Source organism: Streptomyces sp. NPDC002403 (assembly GCF_053593015.1).
This window is the reverse complement of sequence record NZ_JBSFBQ010000060.1, coordinates 19,830-40,259: the sequence shown is the minus strand read 5'-3', so window position 1 is coordinate 40,259 and position 20,430 is coordinate 19,830. Positions and strand designations below refer to the sequence as shown.

The 20,430-nt window shown below is 67.1% G+C and carries 13 protein-coding genes; 3 read left to right on the top strand and 10 right to left on the bottom strand.

Translation table 11 applies throughout. The features are described from left to right. Window positions 1–1,031 precede the first annotated feature (1,031 nt). The 5 genes from ACWCPY_RS36895 to ACWCPY_RS36875 all read right to left on the bottom strand — a co-directional run bounded on the left by ACWCPY_RS36895 (window position 1,032) and on the right by ACWCPY_RS36875 (window position 9,250). Window positions 1,032–1,382 (bottom strand): hypothetical protein, encoded by a 351-nt coding sequence (locus ACWCPY_RS36895; RefSeq protein ID WP_451272570.1) that lies wholly within the window; start codon window positions 1,380–1,382, stop codon window positions 1,032–1,034. Window positions 1,383–1,436: 54 nt separating this feature from the next. Next, window positions 1,437–2,819 carry an FAD-dependent oxidoreductase gene (locus ACWCPY_RS36890; RefSeq protein WP_451272568.1) on the bottom strand — a complete coding sequence of 461 codons (1,383 nt, stop codon included), beginning with the start codon at window positions 2,817–2,819 and terminating at the stop codon, window positions 1,437–1,439. Between the two features lie 34 nt (window positions 2,820–2,853). Continuing rightward, window positions 2,854–3,759, bottom strand: a complete 906-nt coding sequence (locus ACWCPY_RS36885; RefSeq protein ID WP_451272566.1) for a spirocyclase AveC family protein — start codon at window positions 3,757–3,759, stop codon at window positions 2,854–2,856. Between the two features lie 112 nt (window positions 3,760–3,871). Further along, window positions 3,872–9,118 (bottom strand): type I polyketide synthase, encoded by a 5,247-nt coding sequence (locus ACWCPY_RS36880; protein ID WP_451272564.1) that lies wholly within the window; start codon window positions 9,116–9,118, stop codon window positions 3,872–3,874. Between the two features lie 12 nt (window positions 9,119–9,130). After that, window positions 9,131–9,250 carry a hypothetical protein gene (locus tag ACWCPY_RS36875; protein WP_451272562.1) on the bottom strand — a complete coding sequence of 40 codons (120 nt, stop codon included), beginning with the start codon at window positions 9,248–9,250 and terminating at the stop codon, window positions 9,131–9,133. A gap of 987 nt (window positions 9,251–10,237) precedes the next feature. Here ACWCPY_RS36875 and ACWCPY_RS36870 point away from each other — a divergent pair. Beyond that, window positions 10,238–11,584 (top strand): cytochrome P450, encoded by a 1,347-nt coding sequence (locus ACWCPY_RS36870; protein ID WP_451272560.1) that lies wholly within the window; start codon window positions 10,238–10,240, stop codon window positions 11,582–11,584. Between the two features lie 361 nt (window positions 11,585–11,945). Here ACWCPY_RS36870 and ACWCPY_RS36865 read toward each other — a convergent pair whose 3' ends face one another. The 4 genes from ACWCPY_RS36865 to ACWCPY_RS36850 are packed head-to-tail and all read right to left on the bottom strand — an operon-like array spanning window position 11,946 to window position 16,559. Next, window positions 11,946–13,205 carry a class I SAM-dependent methyltransferase gene (locus tag ACWCPY_RS36865; RefSeq protein ID WP_451272558.1) on the bottom strand — a complete coding sequence of 420 codons (1,260 nt, stop codon included), beginning with the start codon at window positions 13,203–13,205 and terminating at the stop codon, window positions 11,946–11,948. Then, window positions 13,202–14,515 carry a class I SAM-dependent methyltransferase gene (locus ACWCPY_RS36860; RefSeq protein ID WP_451272556.1) on the bottom strand — a complete coding sequence of 438 codons (1,314 nt, stop codon included), beginning with the start codon at window positions 14,513–14,515 and terminating at the stop codon, window positions 13,202–13,204. Before ACWCPY_RS36860 ends, ACWCPY_RS36865 begins: the two co-directional genes overlap by 4 nt. Continuing rightward, window positions 14,512–15,252: a DUF1365 domain-containing protein gene (locus ACWCPY_RS36855; protein WP_451272574.1), complete on the bottom strand. Its 741-nt coding sequence runs from the start codon at window positions 15,250–15,252 to the stop codon at window positions 14,512–14,514. The genes ACWCPY_RS36860 and ACWCPY_RS36855 overlap by 4 nt, the downstream gene beginning before the upstream one ends. A 23-nt stretch (window positions 15,253–15,275) precedes the next feature. Further along, entirely contained in the window at window positions 15,276–16,559 is a 1,284-nt protein-coding gene (locus ACWCPY_RS36850; RefSeq protein WP_451272554.1) for an NAD(P)/FAD-dependent oxidoreductase, read from the bottom strand. A 110-nt stretch (window positions 16,560–16,669) separates the two neighbouring features. Between ACWCPY_RS36850 and ACWCPY_RS36845 the strand changes: the two genes are divergently transcribed. Both ACWCPY_RS36845 and ACWCPY_RS36840 read left to right on the top strand, forming a co-directional pair. After that, a complete protein-coding gene (locus ACWCPY_RS36845) occupies window positions 16,670–17,452 on the top strand; it encodes an oxygenase MpaB family protein (protein ID WP_451272552.1) in 783 nt (260 codons plus the stop codon). Window positions 17,453–17,534: 82 nt separating this feature from the next. Then, window positions 17,535–18,350, top strand: coding sequence for an alpha/beta fold hydrolase (locus tag ACWCPY_RS36840; protein WP_451272550.1), 816 nt, complete (start codon window positions 17,535–17,537; stop codon window positions 18,348–18,350). Between the two features lie 126 nt (window positions 18,351–18,476). On the opposite strand, the gene ACWCPY_RS36835 is transcribed toward ACWCPY_RS36840, so the two are convergent. Beyond that, on the bottom strand, window positions 18,477–19,835 hold the full coding sequence (locus ACWCPY_RS36835) for a cytochrome P450 (protein WP_451272548.1): 1,359 nt from the start codon (window positions 19,833–19,835) through the stop codon (window positions 18,477–18,479). Window positions 19,836–20,430 lie beyond the last annotated feature (595 nt).

Sequence of the window (20,430 nt, the reverse complement as noted above, 5' to 3'; positions counted from 1 at the left end):
TGCGCCACCACACCCCGAAGCGAAACCGACCAGTCCTCAAGCCCCCTCGCCGTCTCCAAAAACGGCAACCGGCTATCAAACCCCCGACCCTCACTACCCCTCGGCACACTCGCACCAAGCCAGACCTCCACAAAAGAAGCCAGCCCACCACTGATCCGAATATCCTCCACGACTAAAACCACCCACCCAACAAACCCTGATCACACATCACCCGCAAAGCACTCCCCCGCACCACCCCAACCTCACCCACCACCGACACTCCCGCATCCACCCACACACACCACCCGGGCACGCACCGCCCAAGGAGGCCCTGTCCGGGGAAGCGCCGCCGATCCCGAAGCCATCAAGACCGACCACGGTCAACGGACCAGCCAGGAACAGGACCCAGAACCCCAGCTCACCAACAACCGCAGCCCAGGCCTTCTCACCGTCCGGCACACCAGAGTCGGCAGGGCCCTTCTCGCTCATCACTTTCCTCGTTCGACAGACGGAAGAGACCACGACCCCTGTCCGGCACCCTGGCACGCAGCCACAAGTCACTTCCGGATCCGGGAACACCAGAGATCGGGCGGGCCTTCGCGCAGGACCAGGACCAGGACCAGGACCAGGACCATGTGCCAGGGCTACGAGATATCGGCCCGCCACCAGGGCACGTCACAGACATAGAACGCGCGTGCTGCCCCTTGGCCACGCCCGCCCACGAACGCGCCTCAAGCAAGAACGCAAACATCTGGAAAGAAAGCATGACAGCACACTGCCCACCCCGGGTTGGTGTGGCTCTGCACATCAGCTCCGGAATGCCGTCCGCAGCCGAACCTGCCGAGCACAACCCGACGACCGCACACCGCCGGACAGCTCCAGCCCACAGGGACCGGCTCACACCGAACCCCCACTGCTGCCGCATCCTAGCGACCCGAACCCGCCAATTGGTAAACAGATCGACGACACCCGTTGAACTGAGTTGGGACTCCATTAGGAAATCCGCAAGTCGGCTGCTTGATCACGGGTTCACGCGGCGAGTTCGAGGCGGGTCAGATGTGAGGTTTCGCACTCGCCGAGCGGAGTGCCGGTGAGCCAGACGTCGACGCGGCCCTGGTGCACTTGTCGCAAACGGGAAACTCGCGCGGTCCCGAGGCGGGGTGGCCCCGCGAGATGGGGGCGCCACTGCTCTTGCACTGGTCGGTCCTGCTGGCGCTGACCTTGCCCCGGGGACAGGTGACCTTCTTTGCCTGCCAGTCGATGGTGAAGGCGCTCTGCGTGAAGTGTTCGCCCTGGTGGTTGTCGTGGCAGGTGTCGAGCCCGACCGGGACCAGCAGCTCGATGCTGTGGTCGTCGAGGGCGGTGACGATGTGGGTGGCGGTGACGTAGGCGGCATTTCCCAACTAAGTCCCTCAGGGGGTGGAGGGGGCACACGTACCGGAGTGCACCCGGAGCAATCACCCCCGGCGCTCCGGCGCTTGGCCTGAGCCGATGATCCGCAACAGATGACGGGGGCGGGCGAGCACGGCCGGGCCGGAGAGCATGTTCGCCACCCGTGCGAAGTCCTGGAACATACGTGGGTGGTGAGTAATGAGTGCGTACCACTTGCTGAGGTACCACTGTCCGGCGCGAAGGAGCGGAGAGGAGGGAGTTTCGGTCTGCCACCCGCGGTCGGAGAGGGTGGCCATCAGCCATGGCCAGCGGGTGATGTGGGCTGTGCGGCGCTGGAATTCTGCGGCAAAGCCGCGCAGTTCATGGTCTATGTGGCGTGCGAGCAGATCGCGGAGGGCGAGGGACTCCAACGCGGCGACCGTCATGCCCTGGGCGTAGACCGGATTGAAGACACATGTCGCATCGCCGAGTGCGATCAGCCCGTCCGGCCAGGGTTTGATGTTGTCGAGGTGCCGGCGGCGATTGGCGGTGCGGGCGTAGCGGTAGGGCGCGGACCGGGGTACCAGCGGGGCGATGGCGTTCACCGTTGCAGGGGTGAGGGACTTGAGGAAGGTGTGGAAGCCCTGTTCGCCCTTGGGCGGGTGGTCACCGGCAGCTCCTTGTAGGGTCACGATGAGCCGGTTGCCCTCGGTGCGCAGGGCAAAGCATCCCCGGGGGACATCGGGAGCCCGTGGCGTCTCGAAGAGGGCGAGCCAGCCGCCGGGGGTGTGTGGTGAGGCTTCGAAGTGGCGGGTGACGTAAGCGACGTCGGCGTCGACGATCGTCTCGGCCGGGCGGGGCAGGCCAAGGGCGACGAGCCAATCGGGGAGGCGGGAGTTGCGGCCGCTGGCATCGACGACTAGGTCGGCTGCCAGGTCTTCCTCGGGACGGGGTTGCGGCGAGCGGTGTGCCACACGGACCCCCGTGACACGGCGGTTTGTCCGTTCCTGCACCAGTCCCGTCACTGTGACCCGGTCTTGGATGCGTACACCCGGGATGCGGGCCACCCGGTCGCGCACCGCCTTCTCCAGGAAGGGGCGACTCACCGGTTGGATGAGGATTCCGGAGGTCACGGGCGGCGGTGCTCCGCCGGGCAGCTGCAGCCGTGCGTGCGCGCAGAAATCGACCAGCGGTGCTCCCGCAGTCGACAGTTCGTCTTGAAGGCCGGGGAAGAATTCTTCGAAGAGCTGCAGCCCGCGCGCTTGGAGGGCATGGGCGTGCCGATCTTGGGGAACGCCATTGCGGTGTGCGGAAGTTGAAGGAAGCCGGTCTCGCTCCAGGATGTCGACCTGCTGGAAGGTATCGCTCAGGGCACGGGCGGCCAGCAGGCCGGCGATGCCTGCGCCGATGACGATTGCGTGGCCGCGCTGTGGGTGAGCGGTGGTCGGGGTGCGTCCGTGGTGCGTCATGGGGAAGGTCCTTCGCTCTGCTCTGACGAACGGCTCAGCGGGGCCAGATCCAGCTGGGCATGTCGGCTGGCATGGGGTCGGTTCCGAGCATGGTGGTGTTCATGGAGATCACCATCCAGCCGAGCATCACGAGGTTGGTGAAGCCCACAGCTGCGAGGATACGAAGCCAGTTGCGGGTACATGGTGCGAACTCCGCCGAGCCACGGAAGATGTGTACCTCCCGTCCTCGGCGCCGAGCGTGGAGCCACACCATGGCCGTTGGGGTGGGCAGCAGGATGCCCGCGATCACATGCCCCAGGGGGACCTGGTACCAGTGGCCGCCGAACAGAGCGAGCTGCTGATTCGCCGACGGGTATCCGTACATGCCGAGACCGGCGACGAGGATCACCTCGAAGAGTGCGTCGAGCAGGGCTCCCGAGAGCAGGAAGACGGGCAACAGTCGGACCATCCCCCAACTGGGCCACCGACGTGAGAATCGGGTCATGAACCACATCTGGGCCCAGACCCAGGTTATGACGGGGATATACATCAGCACGCTTGCTGCTATCACCGTCTCGACCTGGAGTTCCGGATGGGGGCCGTCCCAACCGGGAATATAGGGGCCCCATGTGGAGACGTTGAGCGCGTACCGGTTGCCGATGGCGATGAGATCACGCGCGTTCGACAGCGGAGCGAGCCAGAAGGAGAGGCCGAAGCCGATGACGATTGCGGTGTCGAAGGTGATCCGGCCCGCCTTCCTGCTGCGATACCACGTCACTGCCACGCAGAAGACGACGACCGTGAACATCGCACCCTGCCCGACCCAGGTGAGTGCGGCCCGCCCTGGCGAGATCTCATAGTTGCCGTCCGGAACGGCGTGCATTCCGCCGGCGGTGATCCACCGGACGAAGACGAGAGTCTGGAAAGCCAAGGCGCAGACGCCCAACGCGGACCAGGCCATGACGGGGGTGTTCCAACGGGCGGATGCACCTGACTCATCGGGTTCGTCGAGCTCATAGAGGAAGGAGTCTGTGTGCGAGTGCGTTCTCACTTCTCGCTGTTCCCTTCTGGAGTTACGTGCCACTCGGGCGGGAATGGGCCGCTGAGCCGGGTAGTAGCCCTGTGGCATCCAGCAGCCAGTCGGTGAGGCCGGCGGCGGTGGGTTTGACCCAGATCACTCCAGGTTTCATTTCGATCTGCAGAGCGTGCTGGAGGCGTTGCTGGAGTTGGACGGCGCCGAGGGAATCGAGGCCGAGTATGACCATGCTGGTGTGGGGTCCGATGTGACGGGTGATGTCGCCCAGGAGAGCGCGAACGGTTTCGATGATGAAGGTTTGAAGGATTTCGCGGCGTGCCGAGTTCCCGTCTGCGAGCAGGAGTTGGTCCCGTACGGTGGATCCGTTGCCCTCATTGTTGTCCGGGGTGAGCAGCTCGGCGAAGAGCGTGGAGTCGCGCAGTGCCGGATAGGGACCGGCCCACTGGGCGATGTCCAGTGGGGAGTAGGCGACCTGCTGGTGGCCGGCGGCCAGGATGTGTCTCAGTGCGTCGATGCCGTCGGTGGGGGTGATGGTGAGAAAACCGCGCTGGGCCAGGTGTCGGCCGCGGCCGACTTCGCTCCAGGCGCCCCAGTGGATTGAAGTGGCGGGCAGGTGCTGGGCGAGGCGCAAGGCGGTGAGCCCGTCGAGGAAGCCGTTGGCTGCGGCATAGGCGGCTTGCCCCGGGGAGCCGATCAGGGAGGCGACCGAGGAGTAGAGGGTGAAGAAGTCGAGGTCGGCTTCGGCTGTGGCGTGGTGCAGCGCCCAGGCTCCGTCGGCTTTGCCGCGCCAGACTCGTTCGAGCAGGCGCTCGTCGAGGTTGGTTAAGGTGGCGTCTTCGACGACTCCGGCCAGGTGCAGCACGCCGCGGAGTGCGAGCCCGCCGACGCCGGCCGCGGTGACTGCTTGCCTGGCGAGCTGCGGGTCGGCGACGTCACCGCGGATCAGAATGATGTCGGTGTCGGCCGCGCGCAGCTCGCTCAGCCGTGCCGCGGCTTCGGGGGTGGGTATGGAGCGGTTGATGATGACGATGCGTCCCGCGCCGCTGTGGGCGAGCCACTCGACGGTGGGCAGACCCAGGCCGCCGAGGCCTCCGGTGACCAGGTAGGCCGCACCGGAGCGTACCGTCCTCTCAGGCACGGTGCGGGGCACCGCGCCAGTGTTAGGGCCGGGGGTGACGCAGGCGATGTGGCGGTCGTTGGGCCGCAGCGCGACTTCCGTGATGGGTTGCGTGGTGTCGAGGAGCTCCGCCAGGAGTGCCAGGAACGGTGTTTCGAGTGTGAACTGTACGAAGCTGGGCGCGAGTTCAGGGTGCTCGTATGCCGCGGTGCGGAGCAGGCCGCGTAGCGCGGCAGTGACCAGTGTGCTCTCCGGGCCGGATATCACCCACAGCCGTGGAGGCCGTTCCAGCTGGGTCAGATGCTGGATGAGAGCGACCGTTCGTGCGACCGTCCTGCGGACCTGTTCAGCAGACTCGGCGGCGTCGTCCTCAAGGGCGAGGACGACGCCGTTGGATCCACGCAGGGCTGCCGGGTCTGCCGATATGGCGTCAAGTGGTGTGAGGCGGCATTCGGCGGTGTGCTTCTTCAGTTCCAGAGCCAGCTCCGCGGGCCAGGTGTTGTCCTGGCTGGCCAGCACCTGCCACCGGCCGTCCGTGGCGCGGTGACGGTTCGCGGGGGCATCCTGCTGTATCCAGCGGAGGTGGGAGAGACGAGCGGCGAACCGCTGGGCGGGTGGAGTGATGTTACTGACCCGCAGTCCGCGGATTTCCGCGACAACGGTGCCGTCCGCCGTAGCCAGACGGGCCGATGCGGTGCAGCCGAGGTCATCGGCCCGGTGCACGCGGATGGCGGCGAGTCGAGTGTGTGCGGTGTTGCCGTGAACCCGTACCTCCTCGAATCCGGCGACCACCACCGGGCCCGGGGTGAGGACGTAGTGGGCCAGCCACGCCGAGACGGCGCTTTGCACCACTTGGTCGGCGAGCGCCGGGTGCAGCGACATCGTCCAGGCCGACACCCGTGCGGCGTCGTGTGTGCGCAGTGTAGCCAGGGCCAGGTCCTCGCTGGGGTGCACCTGGATACGGTCGATCGCGGTGAAGGCCGGGCCGTGGAAAACGTCGTGTCGTTTGCGGAAGGTGCGATGCAGTGCGGAGGGCTCGCTGTCCCGCCAGCCCTCGGGGTTACGCTCGGCCCTGGCCAGCGGGGCGGGTCGCTCGCCCGACGGCAGCGGATAAACGGTGCCGTGGGCGTGCACGGTCACCTCGCCGTCCGTCACCGAGACGATCTCGACCCGGGCGCTCTCGTCGGAGTTGTCGCGTACGAGGCGGGTGGTGACCACTGGTTCCGGATCCAGAACCAGGGGGCTTGCGACACTCACGTCCCGGACGGCGACCGTGGTGGTGCCGAATACCCGTGTGGCGGCTGCGAGCATCATCTCCACTGCCCCGGTTCCCGGTAGCACCGGTACGTCGGCCACTTTGTGGTCGGCGAGCCAGGGAAGGCGTCCCGGGCCGACGGGGGTCTGCCACAGATGGCGTTCGGGGTGGTCGGGGTCGTGGACGTGCCCACCGAGGAGCGGGTGCTGATCGGCACCGGGTAGTTGCGGTGCGACGAGCCGGTAGGGCTGTTCGTCTCCGCCGTGACGGGTGCGGTGCCAGGCGGTGCCGGGGACGTCGGCGAGCTCACCGCTTCCGTAGCGTATCGCGAAGTCGATGCCGTCGTACCCGGCCGCGTGCACCGCCGCGAGATGGGCCAGGAACGCGTCCTGATCGGAAAGTCGCTGCCGCAGGCTGCCGACCGCGACTACATCCGGTGCCCCGTCGTGCCGGGCGATGTCCAGGATCGGGCGGACGGCCAGCGGGTGCGGGGTGCATTCGATGAACAGCCGGTGGCCGGTCGCTAGCGCGGCGGACACGGCCGCGTGGAACCGCACCGGGTCGCGCTGATTGCGTACCCAGTACGGTCCGTCGAGTGAGTCCGGCGCCTGCGGATCGGGGGTGACCGTGGAGTAGAAGGGGATGCGGGGACAGGCCCGAGGTATGTCGGCCAGCACAGTGCACAGCCGTTCGAGGATCGGGTCGACCTGCGGCGAGTGCGAAGCGACATCGACGTCGATCAGTTTGGCCACCACGCCGTCTGCTTCCCACCGTTCCACCAGGCCGGCCACCTGGGCGGTGTCACCGGACACCACCGTGATCGAGGGCGAGGTGAGCACGCCCACAGAGACCCCGTCCGCCCTAGCCGTGTCGATCGCCTCCTGCACCTGGGCGGCGCTGAGCATCACAGAGGCCATCGCGCCGCCGGAGATCGTAGCGAGCAGCGCCGAGCGGCGGCAGATCACCTTCACGCCGTCTGTCAGGCTCAGGCCGCCCGCGACCACGATCGCGGCGACCTCGCCGAGGGACTGGCCGATGACGGCCGCGGGCTCGACCCCCCAGGACCTCCACAGTCCGGCCAGCGCCACCTGCACACCGAACAGCGCAGGCTGTATCCGCTCCAGGCCCACCAGCTGCTCCGGGTGCTCGATCACCTTGCGAAGCGAGAAGCCGGCCTCGGCCTGGATCAGCGGGTCCATCTCGTCGATCGCCGCAGCGAACACCGGCTCAGTGCGCAGCAGGCCCCGGCACATGCCGGGCCGCTGGGAGCCCTGTCCGGTGAACACGAATACCGGCCCGGCATGCTCGGGCGGCAGTACCGGCGAGCCCGAGATGGCCCCCTCGGCTTCCTCCCCACGTGCGAAGGCGCGGGCGCGCGCCACGAGTTCACGGTGATCGCGGGCGACGATGCCGAGCCGATGGCCTCCGTGTGATCGGCGCATCCCAAGCGTGTGCGCGACATCCGCAAGACTCGTATCCGCTCCAGAGCCTTCCGCCCAGGTCGCCAGGCGCAGCGCGGCCAGACGCAAGGACTGCGGGGAAGCTCCCGACACAGGGAACAGTTGCGCGGCGTCCTGCCTTTGGGGCGTCAGTCGGCCCCGGCTGCGGCGGGTGACGGTAGGCGCGGACTCCAGTACGACGTGGGCGTTGGTACCGGTTACTCCGTAGGAGCAGACGGCCGCCAGCCGGGCCGTCCCGTCCACCGGCCAGTCGGTCAGCTCGGTCGGTACGAACAGGCGGGAAGCCTCGTCACGGGGAATGGTGGGGTTCCACTCGTCGAAGACGGCATTTGGGGGGATCACCCCGCGGCGCAGGCTCTCCACTGCCTTTATGGTTCCGGCGATGCCGGACACAGGTTCCGAATGCCCGATGTTCGTCTTGACCGAGCCGAGTGCACAGCGTCCCCGGCCCCGCCCGTACACGGCATTGATGGAGGTGTATTCGACCGGGTCGCCCACCGCTGTGCCCGGCCCGTGCGCCTCCACCAGCCCCACCTCGCCCGGATCGATGCCGGCCTTGGCGGCGGCCTCGCGGAACAGTTGCTGTTGCAGGTCGGCCGAGGGCGCGGTCAGCCGGGTGGCCTGCCCGTCGTTGTTGACCGCGCTGCCCCGGATGACGGCCAACACCCGGTCGCCGTCACGTCGTGCATCGGTCAGCCGCTTCAGGACCAGCATCCCGGCGCCCTCCCCGCGCACGTACCCGTCGGCCCGTGCGTCGAAGGCGGAGCAGGCTCCGCTCGGCGAGAGCAGCAAGGGCGCCTCGTAGTAGTGCGTCTCGGGCGCGAGCATCAACAGCACCGCGCCGGCGAGGGCCATGTCGCACTCGCCCAGGGTCAGTGCCCCGCACGCCACATCCAGCGCGACCAGGCCTGACGAGCAGTGGGTGCTGATGACCAACGCCGGGCCGCGCAGGTCCATCGAAAACGCCACCCGGCCTGCCGCCCCGGCCGTGAAGTTCCCGAACAGATAAGCACTGTTGGGGGCGTCCTCCACGGGCCTGTACTCACGGAAGAGATTGTCCGGCGCATATGTACCCGCATACACCCCGGTGCGCGAGCCACGGATGCGGTCCACCGGGATGCCCGCATGCTCCACCGCCTCCCAGGCAACCTCCGTCAGCACCCGGAATTGCGGATCGATCCACCGCTGTTCCATCGGCGCGACAGAGAACGCTGTTGGGTCCCAGGCCCACACATCCCCCTGGAGGAAGCAGCCGTGCCCAGCCCGCTCAGCCAGCTCCGGGTCATGCATACGCGCTAGGCGCGCAGCGTCCCACCGCCCAGCCGGGACGGGTCCCGCTGTCCGTCGTCTCTCCGCTGCCAGGTCCCACAGCCCGCCGGGCGTCTCCACTCCGCCCGGGAACCGGCAGCCGATCCCGATGATCGCGACCGGTTCCGACTCTGAAGCCGACATGACTCATTCCGCCTATTCCGTGATTGCCGTGCTGTAGCTGAATTGGAACACCGAACCCATCCGACCCTTCATCAGAGTCGTTTCATCGGCGCCCTCGAAGTGTTGGTGCCGCGTGCAGGAGGCGATGGCCACGCGCGATGCATCACCAGCGGCGTCCGGGGGACAGCCGCTGCACCCGTGGCATCTCCGCCGCCCCCACCCGAACCACGAGCCGTCTCAACCCCGCCATTACGCCCGTACCGTCCACCGGCAGATCTCCTCCCCCCGGGCAGACACGACCGGCACCCAACTGTCTGCAGGGGCTTCGCATGTGGCATGCATCTAATCGTCGGCCATGTCTACCTCAGACAGGCCAGCACCGGGAGAGGCTGTCAACGGAATATTCGGCCAATGTTTGGACTGCTGCCGCGCGGACAGCGAAACTCCCCGGCATGGACAGCGAATCTCCCCATCGAGCCCGCGTGATCCGCCGGGCCGGGCTCGGGGCAGGGGTTGTGAACCACTGTCAGTCTACGAGCTGAAGTGAGTTGCGGTGAACGGTAGCGAGTCCTCGCTCGTTTGACCGGGTGACAAGTGTCCGGCCTTGAGGGGGATGACGAAGCGCTCATGGACACCCGATTCGGTGACGGACGGCACAGCCCCACACGGCCGGAGTGATTGTGCGGGGCATCGGACCGCCCCGGCCGGGTCAGGTGGCCGGGGTGTGAACCAGCCCACCCACAACGGACCACAGCCCTGGAGGCCTGCCTCCGAGAAAGAAGCGAAGTGGGGGAGCAGTGCATCCGAAACCATTCGGGATGCGCCCAGTGCGCAGCAGTGGGTCCAGGACTCACGTACGCACACTGGCCAGGCGCAGTCTGGTGAGTCGTATTGATGTCACCACACACATGAGCAAGCAGGGGAGTACTTCCCAACGCCACCGAGTGGTGGCAGAGTTGGCGCCCAAGATGCATGGCCCACCTACATTCCGGCCGACCTCGGCTTGCTGGTGCGCAAGTATGCGATGTGCCCGTCGGCGTCGGCTGTGTGGCACGGTGTTTTCTCTCCCTGACGGAAGAAACGATTGAGGGCTCGAGCATTCTCTGGCAGATGTCGAGGTGACCGTCGCGAAAGGACGTTATGTCAGATACGTTGATCACAGACAAGATGCCGAAGGCCCCACAGGCTCTTCCGCTGGTTGGACACGCGTGGCAGCTCCTCAGGGACCCCCTCGGTTTCCTCCTGTCCCTGCCCTCGTACGGCAATTTGGTCCGTATACAACTCGGCCCCGAGCCTGCCATTGTGGTCTGCGACCCAGAGCTCACGCGTAAAGTCTTGGTTGATGACCGTACATTCGACAAGGGCGGGCTCTTCATCGAGCGCGGACGCGAAATCGTGGGCGATGGGCTCGCATCGTGCCCCTATAACAAACATCGGCGGCAGCGGCGGCTGGTGCAACCTGCCTTTCACCGAGGCCGGATGCCCGCATACGCAGATGTGATGACCGCCTTCATCGCGGACATGATCGATTCCTGGCGCGACGAGCAGGTCCTCGACGTGCCCTCGGTCATGCAACAACTCACCATGAAGGTGACTTGCGCGACGATGTTCGGCACACGGCTTGACGTGTCCAGCCAAGCGGAGATGCTTGAGGATCTGCACATTCTCCTGACGGGGATGTTCACCCGGACACTCCAGCCGCCGTTCCTGGACAAAGCGCCCACCCGTGGCAACCTTCGGCATGAACGGGCACGCGCACGCCTCCACGGGACGATCGGCCGGATAGTCAAGGAGCGCCGCAGTGCCGGAACAGACGGGGACGACTTCCTGTCAACACTGTTGGCCTCGTCCGAAAACTCCGACAGCCCGGACAGCCTGTCAGACGCTGAAATCACCGACCAAGTCGTGACGTTCTTCCTCGCCGGCACCGAAACCACCGCGAACACCCTGGCCTGGGCACTGCACTATCTGGCGGAGAATCCGGGCATCGAGCGTCGGCTTCAGGCTGAGACGAGCGCTGTACTGGCAGATCGCTGCGCAGCCTTCACGGATCTCCCCGCGCTGGAGCTGACCGGACGCGTCATCACCGAGACGCTGCGGATACGCCCCTCACTGTGGCTGCTCACCCGCGTCGCGACCGACGACACCGAACTGGGCGGACACCGGATCCCGGCCGGGACCACCCTCATCTACAGTCCCTACGTCATTCATCACCGACCGGACGTATATCCCGACCCGGGCCGATTCGACCCCGACCGTTGGACAGAAAAGAACGCTGCCGAGAAAACCCGTGGAACTTTCATTCCTTTCGGTGGTGGCGCCCGCAAATGCATTGGCGACACCTTCGCCATGACGCTGGCCACCCTGGCACTGGCCTCCATCACAACGCAGTGGCTCCTGGAACCAGTCGAAAACGCCCGCGTCCGCCCTGTGGTCCGCGCCACTCTGGTGCCTCGGGGGCTCCAGATGCGGTGCGTCGCCCGCTGAGCCCGGCGCTACATCCGGCGCCGCACGGCATTCGGCCGCACAGGGCGAAGCCCCCGGCGCCCTGGAAGCGCGCCTTGAAATGAGTTTGCCGGGGAGGTGTTCGCGCCTTTGGCGCGTGCTGACCATCGAGTGAAGGGCGGGCTATATCTGCGGGGTCTGCTGCTCGACGGGCGCGTCTCTCCGGACGGCTGCACGGTGAGGAGGTCGACTGCGAGCACGTGACCATGTGCGAACCTCGCTCGCTGCACCAGGTCGGCACCGTGCTGGCCGCGGTTCTCACCGGGCTCGGGACCCGGGGAACGGTCCGGGGGCCCTGATCCGGGATCCCGGAAACCACCGGCGGCCAAGTCCGTCGGTGGTTTCACGCCGTGCTGCTTGGGCCGTAGGGGCTTGGCCGAACGGCGACGATCCGGTCCACGCCCATCCGGCCCTCCTCGAACGCCAGAGCACTCCCGACCAGGTACAGCCGCCACACCCGTGCCGTCTGTTCCCCCACCAGCTCTACGACCTCGGCCCAGCGCCGCTCCAGCGTGGCATGCCACGCTCGAATCGTCCGCGTGTAGTGCTCACGCATGGACTCGGTCCCCCGTATCTCCAGACCAGCCAGCTCCAACAGGTCGACCGTGGTGCCCAGCGGCCGCATGTGCATGTCCGGTGCGATGTACGACTCGATGAACGCGCCGCCGCCCGGAGCACTGCCTCGACGAGATATCTGTTGGATGTACGACCGCCCCCCGGGCTTGAGCATCCGGTGTAGGACGGCCGCGAAGCGCGGGTACTCGGCGTCGCCGACGTGCTCTCCTATCTCGACCGCGGCGACAGCGTCGTACCCTCCGGCATCAAGGTCCCGGTAGTCGCGCAGCTCCACCTCTATGAGATCCTCGAGGCCCTCGGCACGGATCAGGTCATGGACGAAGTCCCTTTGGCGGCGCGAAAGGGTGATGGCCGAGACCCTGACGCTGTGCTCGCGGGCCGCGTGCAGGCTGAGCGAGCCCCAGCCACAGCCGATGTCGAGCAGCCGCATCCCGGGACGCAGGTCCAGTTGGCGACAGATGAGCCGAAGCTTGTCGCGCTGGGCGTCCGCGAGGCCGTAGGCGGGATTGCCCGAGGGACGCATCCAGTAGCCGCAGGAGTACGCCATCGACGGGTCGAGCAGCAGCTGATAGAAGGAATTGGACAGATCGTAGTGGTGGCTGATCGCCGCCCGATCCCGGGACTTGCTGTGCAGCCTGCCCCTGATCCGCACCTGCGATTCCGGAGCCGGCAGCCGAGGTCCCACCACGCCGAGTCGTATTGCCGTGCCCACCGCTGTGACCCGGTTGCGAAGGCCGGGTCCCGGCGCGGACACGCCGCCATCACGGAGTGCCCGCCACACCGACCGGAGCCCTTCCGCAAGGTCGCCGTCCACCTCCAGCTCTCCGGTGACGTACGCCTGCGCCAGGCCCAGTTCGTTCGGATGCCACAGCAGGCGCCGCAGAGCCCGCTCCGAGCGGAGCACCACCGAAGGTGCGTCGGGGGGGCCTTCCTCACTGCCGTCCCATGCGCGTAGCCGCACCGGCAGTTCCCCGCCGAGCACCCCGGTCAGCACCGGCCCCAGCTGCTGTGCCACCCCCGGACTCATCGGCCTTCTCCCCTCATCAACAGCATCTGTTGGACGTCCAGGTACCTGCTGAGGAACCCTGCCTCGGAGTAGGCCAGGTAGAGCGTCCACATCCGCCGAAAGGTCTCGTCGAACCCGAGGGCATCCACGTCTTCCTGCCGCGCGCAGAATTGTTCCCTCCATAGCCTCAGCGTCTCGGCGTAGTGCGCCCCGAAGCTCTCCCGCTCGACGGTCCGCAACCGCGTGTGTCCCGCGGCGGCCTGCTCGAGCGCCTCCACGGACGGCATCTGGCCGCCCGGGAAGATGTATTTGTCGATCCAGGTGTATGTACGCCGGGATGCGAGCATCCGCCTGTGCGGCATCGTGATGGCTTGCAGCGCTATCCGCCCGCGGGGCGCCAGCGCTCCCTCCAGCCTGCGGAAGTACTCCGGCCAGAACTCCCGGCCGACCGCCTCGATCATTTCCACGCTCACCACGGCGTCGAACGACCCGCGCACTTCCCGGAAGTCTCGCAGCTCCACGGTGACCATGTTGCTCAGGCCCGCGTCGCGCACGCGCCGCCGGGCGAGTTCGAGCTGCTCCTTCGAGAGCGTCACGGAAAGGACCTGAGCGCCGCGGGCCGCCGCGCGCAGCGCCAACTCGCCCCAACCGGTGCCAATCTCGAGAAGCCGGGTTCCCGCACCGACCGCGGCCCTGTCGAGGAGCAGGTCGATCTTGCGTTGCTGGGCTTGAGCGAACGTGCTCCAATTCGCGGGGAATTGGTCAAACACGGCGGAGGAGTACGTCATCGTCGGGTCGAGGAAGAGTGCGAACAGATCGTTTGACAGGTCGTAGTGGCTGCTTGTGTTGGCGCGCGCGACCTCCGGGGTGTTCCGCCTGTTCGCGGGCGTGCGCGGAATGAACAGTCGAAGCAGTCGTTGAACTCCGTCCGGGAGGAGCGTCGCGGCTCGCTCCGCCAGCAGGGTGAATACCGCCACCAGGTCGCCGGAGCTCTGCGTGTCCCACTCCCGTGCCATGTAGGACTCCCCGATGCCGACCAGCCCGTCCGCGCCGAGCCTGCGATAGCACGCCTGCGGGTCGTGCACGATCACCAGAGGTCCGGCGCTGCCGCGCACCTCCCCACTGGGGAATCGCACCCGGATCGGAAGACGCGCGAACGCCCGTGCCGTGACCAGTTCGGCGCCGGCCGCGCGGGCGCGGGAGCAACGGGGCAGCGCTGCGATGTCCGGCCAGCGGCCGGGGTCAACGCTTGCGCCGCTTGTCGCAGCACGCCTCGGAGTGCGCGGCTGTCGCCAGGTCGAAGTGGAGCTTTGCCATGGAGAATTACTCATCTCACTCCCTTCTGGGCCGGGTGGGAGCGACGGGGCTGGACAGGAAGGCCGCGCAGATACAGGCGGATGCCGTGGAACCTGATCCGGACGGAGACGGCGGCCGTGGACCACGGATGGCGGACGGCACTACGCAACAGAGCACGGGGCGACGCCGGGAGCCGCAACCCGCGCACGGTGGCGACGTACGGTCCGCCCTCATCCCCGTGATCCGTCGGCCGCTCCAGACGTACGGTGATGTCGAGACGGTCTGCGGGCTCGGGCAGCCGCATCCGGTAGCTGCCGTCGACGGGGAAGAAAGGGGAGACATAGAACTCCTTGGCCGCCTCCACGCGCCCCCCGGCACCCGTACGCAGCAGATAGCAGTGCCGTTCGCCGTACGTGTTGTGCACCTCGGCGACTACGCACTCGAGGATGCCGTCGGCGCGGTAACACCAGTACAGGCTCAGTGGATTGAAGACATGGCCGAGCACCCGGGCATGGGCCAGCATCAGCACACGACCGCCGGCCAGGTCCACGCCCCGCGCGGCGAGGAACCGCTCCACACCCCCTCTGATCGAGGGTTCCTGCCCGCCGAAGTGGTCTTGTGGATCAAAATGGGCGAGCGGACGCAGCACCCAGGGAATGCGCGGAAGTTGGTCCAAGTCGACCAGCCACAGGTAGGTGCGGTGTCGGAACGTGTATCGCAGCGGTGCTGTACGCGTGTGCGCCACGACGCACTCGTACAGCGCGGGCGAGATCGGCGAATCGGTGTGCTGCGCGGTCACCACGACACGCCCAGTGCTGCTGCGGCCCGCACACCAGAGCGGCAGCCGTCCTCGTGGAACCCCCATCCGTGGTAGGCCCCGGCGAACGCGGTCACACCGTCGCTGAGCTTCGGCAGCCGCTGTTGCGCAGCAAATGATTCCGGGGTGTACAGCGGGTGCTCGTACTCCATACGGGCCCGTACCTGGTCCTCGTCCACTCTTCCGTCGCCGTTGAGAGTGACGATGTACTCCTCCGGAGCATCGAAGCGGTGCAGCCGGTTCATGTGGTAACTGACCCGGACCCGGTCGGCCGGGGCGTGGCAGGACGTCATGAGGTAGTTCCAGGACGCCCGTGCACGGCCGCTGCGCGGAAGCAGCGAGGTGTCGGTGTGCAGGAGTACAGGGTTGCGGGAGTAGCGGAATGCCCCCAGTACCTGGCGCTCGGCGGCGGTCGGTTCGGCGAGCAGCCGCAGTGCCTGGTCCGGATGGACGGCGACCACGACTGAGTCGAACCGTCGGCTTGTCGCGTCCTCGGTGATCACCTCGACGCCGCCGGGGAAGCGATGAACCGCCCGCACGGGCGCAGCCGTGTGAACTGAAGTGATCTGCTTGCCTATTCGCTCGACATAGCTGCGGGAGCCGCCGGTCACCGTCTTCCATGTGGGCGAACCGGTGATACCGAGCAGCCCGTGATGGTCGAGGAAGCGGAACAGATAGCTTGCCGGGTACAGAGGTACCGCGTCAGGGGCGCATGACCAGACGCAGGCTACGAGCGGGGTGACGAAGTGCGAAATGAAGTAGCGCGAGAACCTTTGGCCGGCCAGGAACTCCCCGAGCGTCAGCGACGGACTGAAGCGTCCGCTTCCGCTCGTGCCGTCGGAGGCCAGCACCGCTTTGGCCGCCGCGTGGAACTTTGGCACCTCGCTGAGCATCCGTAGGTAACGGCCGCGCAGCAGCGAACGCGGGCCGCTGATCAATCCCGCAACCCTGCGCGCGCCCGCGTACTCAAGACCGCAGCCCTCGCACCGCACGGACATGCTCATCTCGGCATCCTGGGTGGCGACACCGAGTTCGCGAAAGAGGCGCAATAGGGTTGGGTACGTTCGCTCGTTGTGGACGATGAAGCCGCTGTCGACTGTGAGGGCACGTTCCGCGGTGACGATGTCATGGCTGTGGGCGTGCCCGCCCAGCCGGTCGTCGGCCTCGTACAGTGAGACCTCGTAGTCGCGTTCCAGGAGGTAGGCGGCGGTGAGCCCCGCGATGCCGCTGCCGATGACCGCAGCCCTTCTTCGCAAGGCCATCTCGTCGTCCCCTCACGCTATATGGCCGGAAAATGACGTGCACTGTGGTCGCGCTGTCGGCCCCGCTCAACTCCCTGACCAGGGACAGGGGGTGAGTATAGTCTGAACGCATGGTCAGCATACGACCCAATCAACGGCTGAATCGAGATGCTATGACTGCCGATGGGAGCGAGTGCGAGTTTCGACGACTCTTCACCGGGCCCACGGGAAAGGAATATCGCGCGGGCCTCGCGCTCGGCATGGTCCAGGTCTTCACCGTTCCGCGCTTCGCCGCCGCCCTGGTCCGGTCCGGTGACTACTTCCGTGACCCGGTCGGTCGTCACAAGGTGACGATCGACCTGCTGGAGACCGTGGTGCGGGAGGGACCGGACAGCAGGGCGGCACGCGAGGCAATACGTCGTATGAATCGAGCCCATCGCCACGCCGGGCTGACCGCCGAGGATCTGCGTTACGGGCTGGCGACGTTCGTTGTGTCGCCGCGACGCTGGGCCTCGGAAGTCGGCCAGCGCCCGTGGACGGACGCCGAAACGTCAGCGGCGATCAGCTTCTACCAGCGCCTCGGTGCGCTGATGGGAGTGCAAGACCTTCCTCCCAGCTACGACGGTCAGTTGAGCCTGTTGGACGAGAGCGCCCGACGGATGCAGAGATATTCCATGGCAAGTGAACGCCTCGCTATGGCCGCGTTGAGCCAGTTCACCGGCAAGACGCCGACTGTCTTGCGGAAGTTCACGCAGGCCGCGTTCGCGGGGCTGTTGGACGACAGAACACGCCTGGCGATCGGTCTGCCGCAGGCCTCTGCAGCAACGAGGGCGGCCGTCCGCACCGGACTGCGCCTGCGCAGGGCAGTGATCGAACTGCGGCAGCACGGCGTCCGCCGTACGGAAGCAGTATGAGGCGGGCAGTGGTGATTCGTGCCGTCCGGCACGTCGACTGTGAGCGCGGCGGCTGTGAACTGCCGCACGAGGAGGCGGAATCGTGAAGCTGGTGATCGGCCCCACCCGAGAAGGGCTGCTGCCCGGCGGGCTGCCGTATCTGACGGCTGGGCAGGGACCGCCACTCGTTGTGTTCCGTCACTTCGCGCCCAACAACGCCAATCCGATTGGCTTCTGGCGCTGGTCCGAACTGCGTCCCTTCGCTGCGCTCATGCGAGAGCGCACGATCCATCTCGTCAGCCGCAAGCCCGGCCTGGATCAGGACGTGACCATGGCGGAGCTGGCGGCACAGCACGCGGCGGCTCTCTTGGGGCACTTCTCAGGGCCGGTCGACGTGGTCGGGGTTTCGACAGGCGGAATGGTAGCCCAGCAGCTTGCGGCTGACCGGCCCGATGTCATTCGCTGCCTGGCGCTGATCGGGACGGCGTGCAGGCTCGGGGACGAGGGCCGTGCCGCGCGACGCGAGTGTGCGGAGCGGCTTCGGCGTTCCGACCGCGCGGGCGCCTATGTGGCGCTCGCCCCAACTGTCGCGCTGTCCCCACTCGGGCGGGCCATGGCAGCGGGCGTGCTATGGGTGAGCGAACCGTTCGACCGGGCGCACCACCCGCCCGACCTCATCGCCGTGATGCAGGCGGAGATCGGGTTCGATCTGACGGAGCGGCTCGCCGACATATCCGCACCCACGCTGCTCATCGCAGGTGACCGGGACGCGAGCTTCCCCGCGCCGTTCATCCGCCTCACCGCCGACCGGATCCCGGATTCCCGTCTTGTCCTCATGCCTGGGCTCGGGCGGCGCAAAACGCTGGATGATCCGAGGCTGATTCCCGAGCTGCGTAGATTCCTCGAAGCGTCCCACTGAGCATCGGCGGAGGAGGTGTGGCTCAACGCGTTCCGCCACCACGGGGACCGCCACCGCCGTACGCAACGCGCGTGCGGCGGGAGCGGGTCCCATGGCCGGCCCCCTTCGAATCGGACCGGCGCTGGTTCAGTGCCGAGGCTCACACACCATCTGCATCGAGTTGGGGCTGACGGTGAGACCGAGCACCTCCCGCGGCGGTTGGGTCGCCACCGGGCGAAGTCGCCACTTGGCCGCAATGCCGGCCATGGCCAGCACGAGCACGGCCATCGCGAAGCTATTGCCTATGCACTTGCCGCTGCCGGTCGAGAACGGGATGAACGCGCACCGGGGGAACGCCGCCACGTTCTCCGGAAGCCATCGGTCGGGGTCGAATCGCAGCGGGTCGGGGTACCAGCGCTGATTCCTGTGCAGCGCGTAGGGGCTGTAACTGACCGTGGAGTCCTCGGGCAGCAGCGTGTCCCCGAGCTGGACCGGTTCGATGGCACGCCGGGAGAGCAGCCACTGCGGGGTGTGCAGGCGGAGCGTCTCGTGGGCGACGCGGGTGCAGTAACTCAAGGAGCGGACCGCGTCAGGCGTCGGGGGCTTTCCTTGAAGAACGGAGTCGACCTCGTCGTGCACTCGTCGGGCGACCTCCGGGTTGCGGTCGAGCTCGTAGAACATCCACGGGACGGTATCGGCCGCGGACGCCGCTCCGGCCGAGAGGATCGTGCGCAAGTGGTCACGAATCTGCTGTCCCGACAGAGGGTTGCCGAGATGGTCACGCCCCCCGGTCAACTCTCTCAGTAGCGGCGAGGTATCGGATTCCGGACGTCGCGTGTCCCGAATACGTCGGTCGAAAATCGTGTCCAGGCGAGCGAGCACATCGCGGTAGCGGCGGTTGGCCGGAACCGGTATCGCCTCCCACCAGGTAGGAGCGAGACTGTGCCGGACGACTCCGCCCAGCAGACGGTGCAGCAGCCGAGCCGCTTCCTGCTCATCCTGCGCGCCGCAGTCCCCGAGCAACGCTCGGACCGCGGAGATGGATGAGAACTCGAACGCGGTGTGGCACAGATCGATCACGTGGCCAGGGCGCCAATGCGCGATACGCTCCTCGACGTTGCGCGCGATGATGTCGTTGTACGACTCCTGAAGGACGCTCCGGAACGCGGGCTGGATTATGCGTCGTTGCGCCAGGCGAGGCTCGTGCAGCCGGAACCCCCCCGCGGTCAGTATGTTCATGCCCAGGCCCTCACCGAAGATCGGGCGCGCGCGGGTGATCAACCGGCCCATCACGAAGCTGCTTTCCTGGCTCACCAGCACGGTGTGCAGCAGCTCGGGGTCGTTGAGCATGTAGAGGACCGACCAGCCCAGCCTGACCTTCGTCATCGGAGGCTCCGCATTCAGGCCTACGACGAAATCCAGCGGGTTCCGGGCCATCGACAGGGCATGGCCCAAACCGGGTAGGGCGTGAGGGGCAGTGGGCACTGGTGGTGAGGTCGCTGGCATCGCGAAGCTCCGTTTCGGCGGAAGTCGTTCGGGCGTCGAGCCTGTGTCCGACGGGTCACTGTAGTCCGGCAATATTCGCCGATTGCACGAGCTGCAACAGGGCAATGTTATGAATCAGGGGCGGATCGCTTGGTGATTCGCTGCTGGCCTCGCGGGCCCTGCGGGGCAGCTCCGCAAGCCCCGCCAGGTCACTCTCCCGGAGGCGGGCCTCGGCCCGGGCCCGGTGAGCGTCGGCGATCGCGATGAACTGTGTCGGTTCCAGGCGTCGATGGTCTGCTGATCGGTGCTCTTCAGCGAGCCGGTGCTGCAGGCCTGCGTCGCCGCGTAACACCAGCTCGATCGGTCGGTCAGCGGTGACGGCGGATTGGGAGGCCGTGTACAGGGCGCGGCCGAGCAGCGAGCCGTCAGGGTCGGCGCCGGTGGCGAGCCACGGCTGAGCAGCGGGATCCTGGGGGTCGAGTCGGTCAGCCAGGAATGGGGCTGGTTGACGAGCGGGTGGGTGGACCAGTCCCGCAGGTCGGCGTCGGGCTGCTTAGCGAGCATAGACTGCAGGTCGCACACCTGCAGGACGGTGCGCGCGTCGGTGACGCCGAAG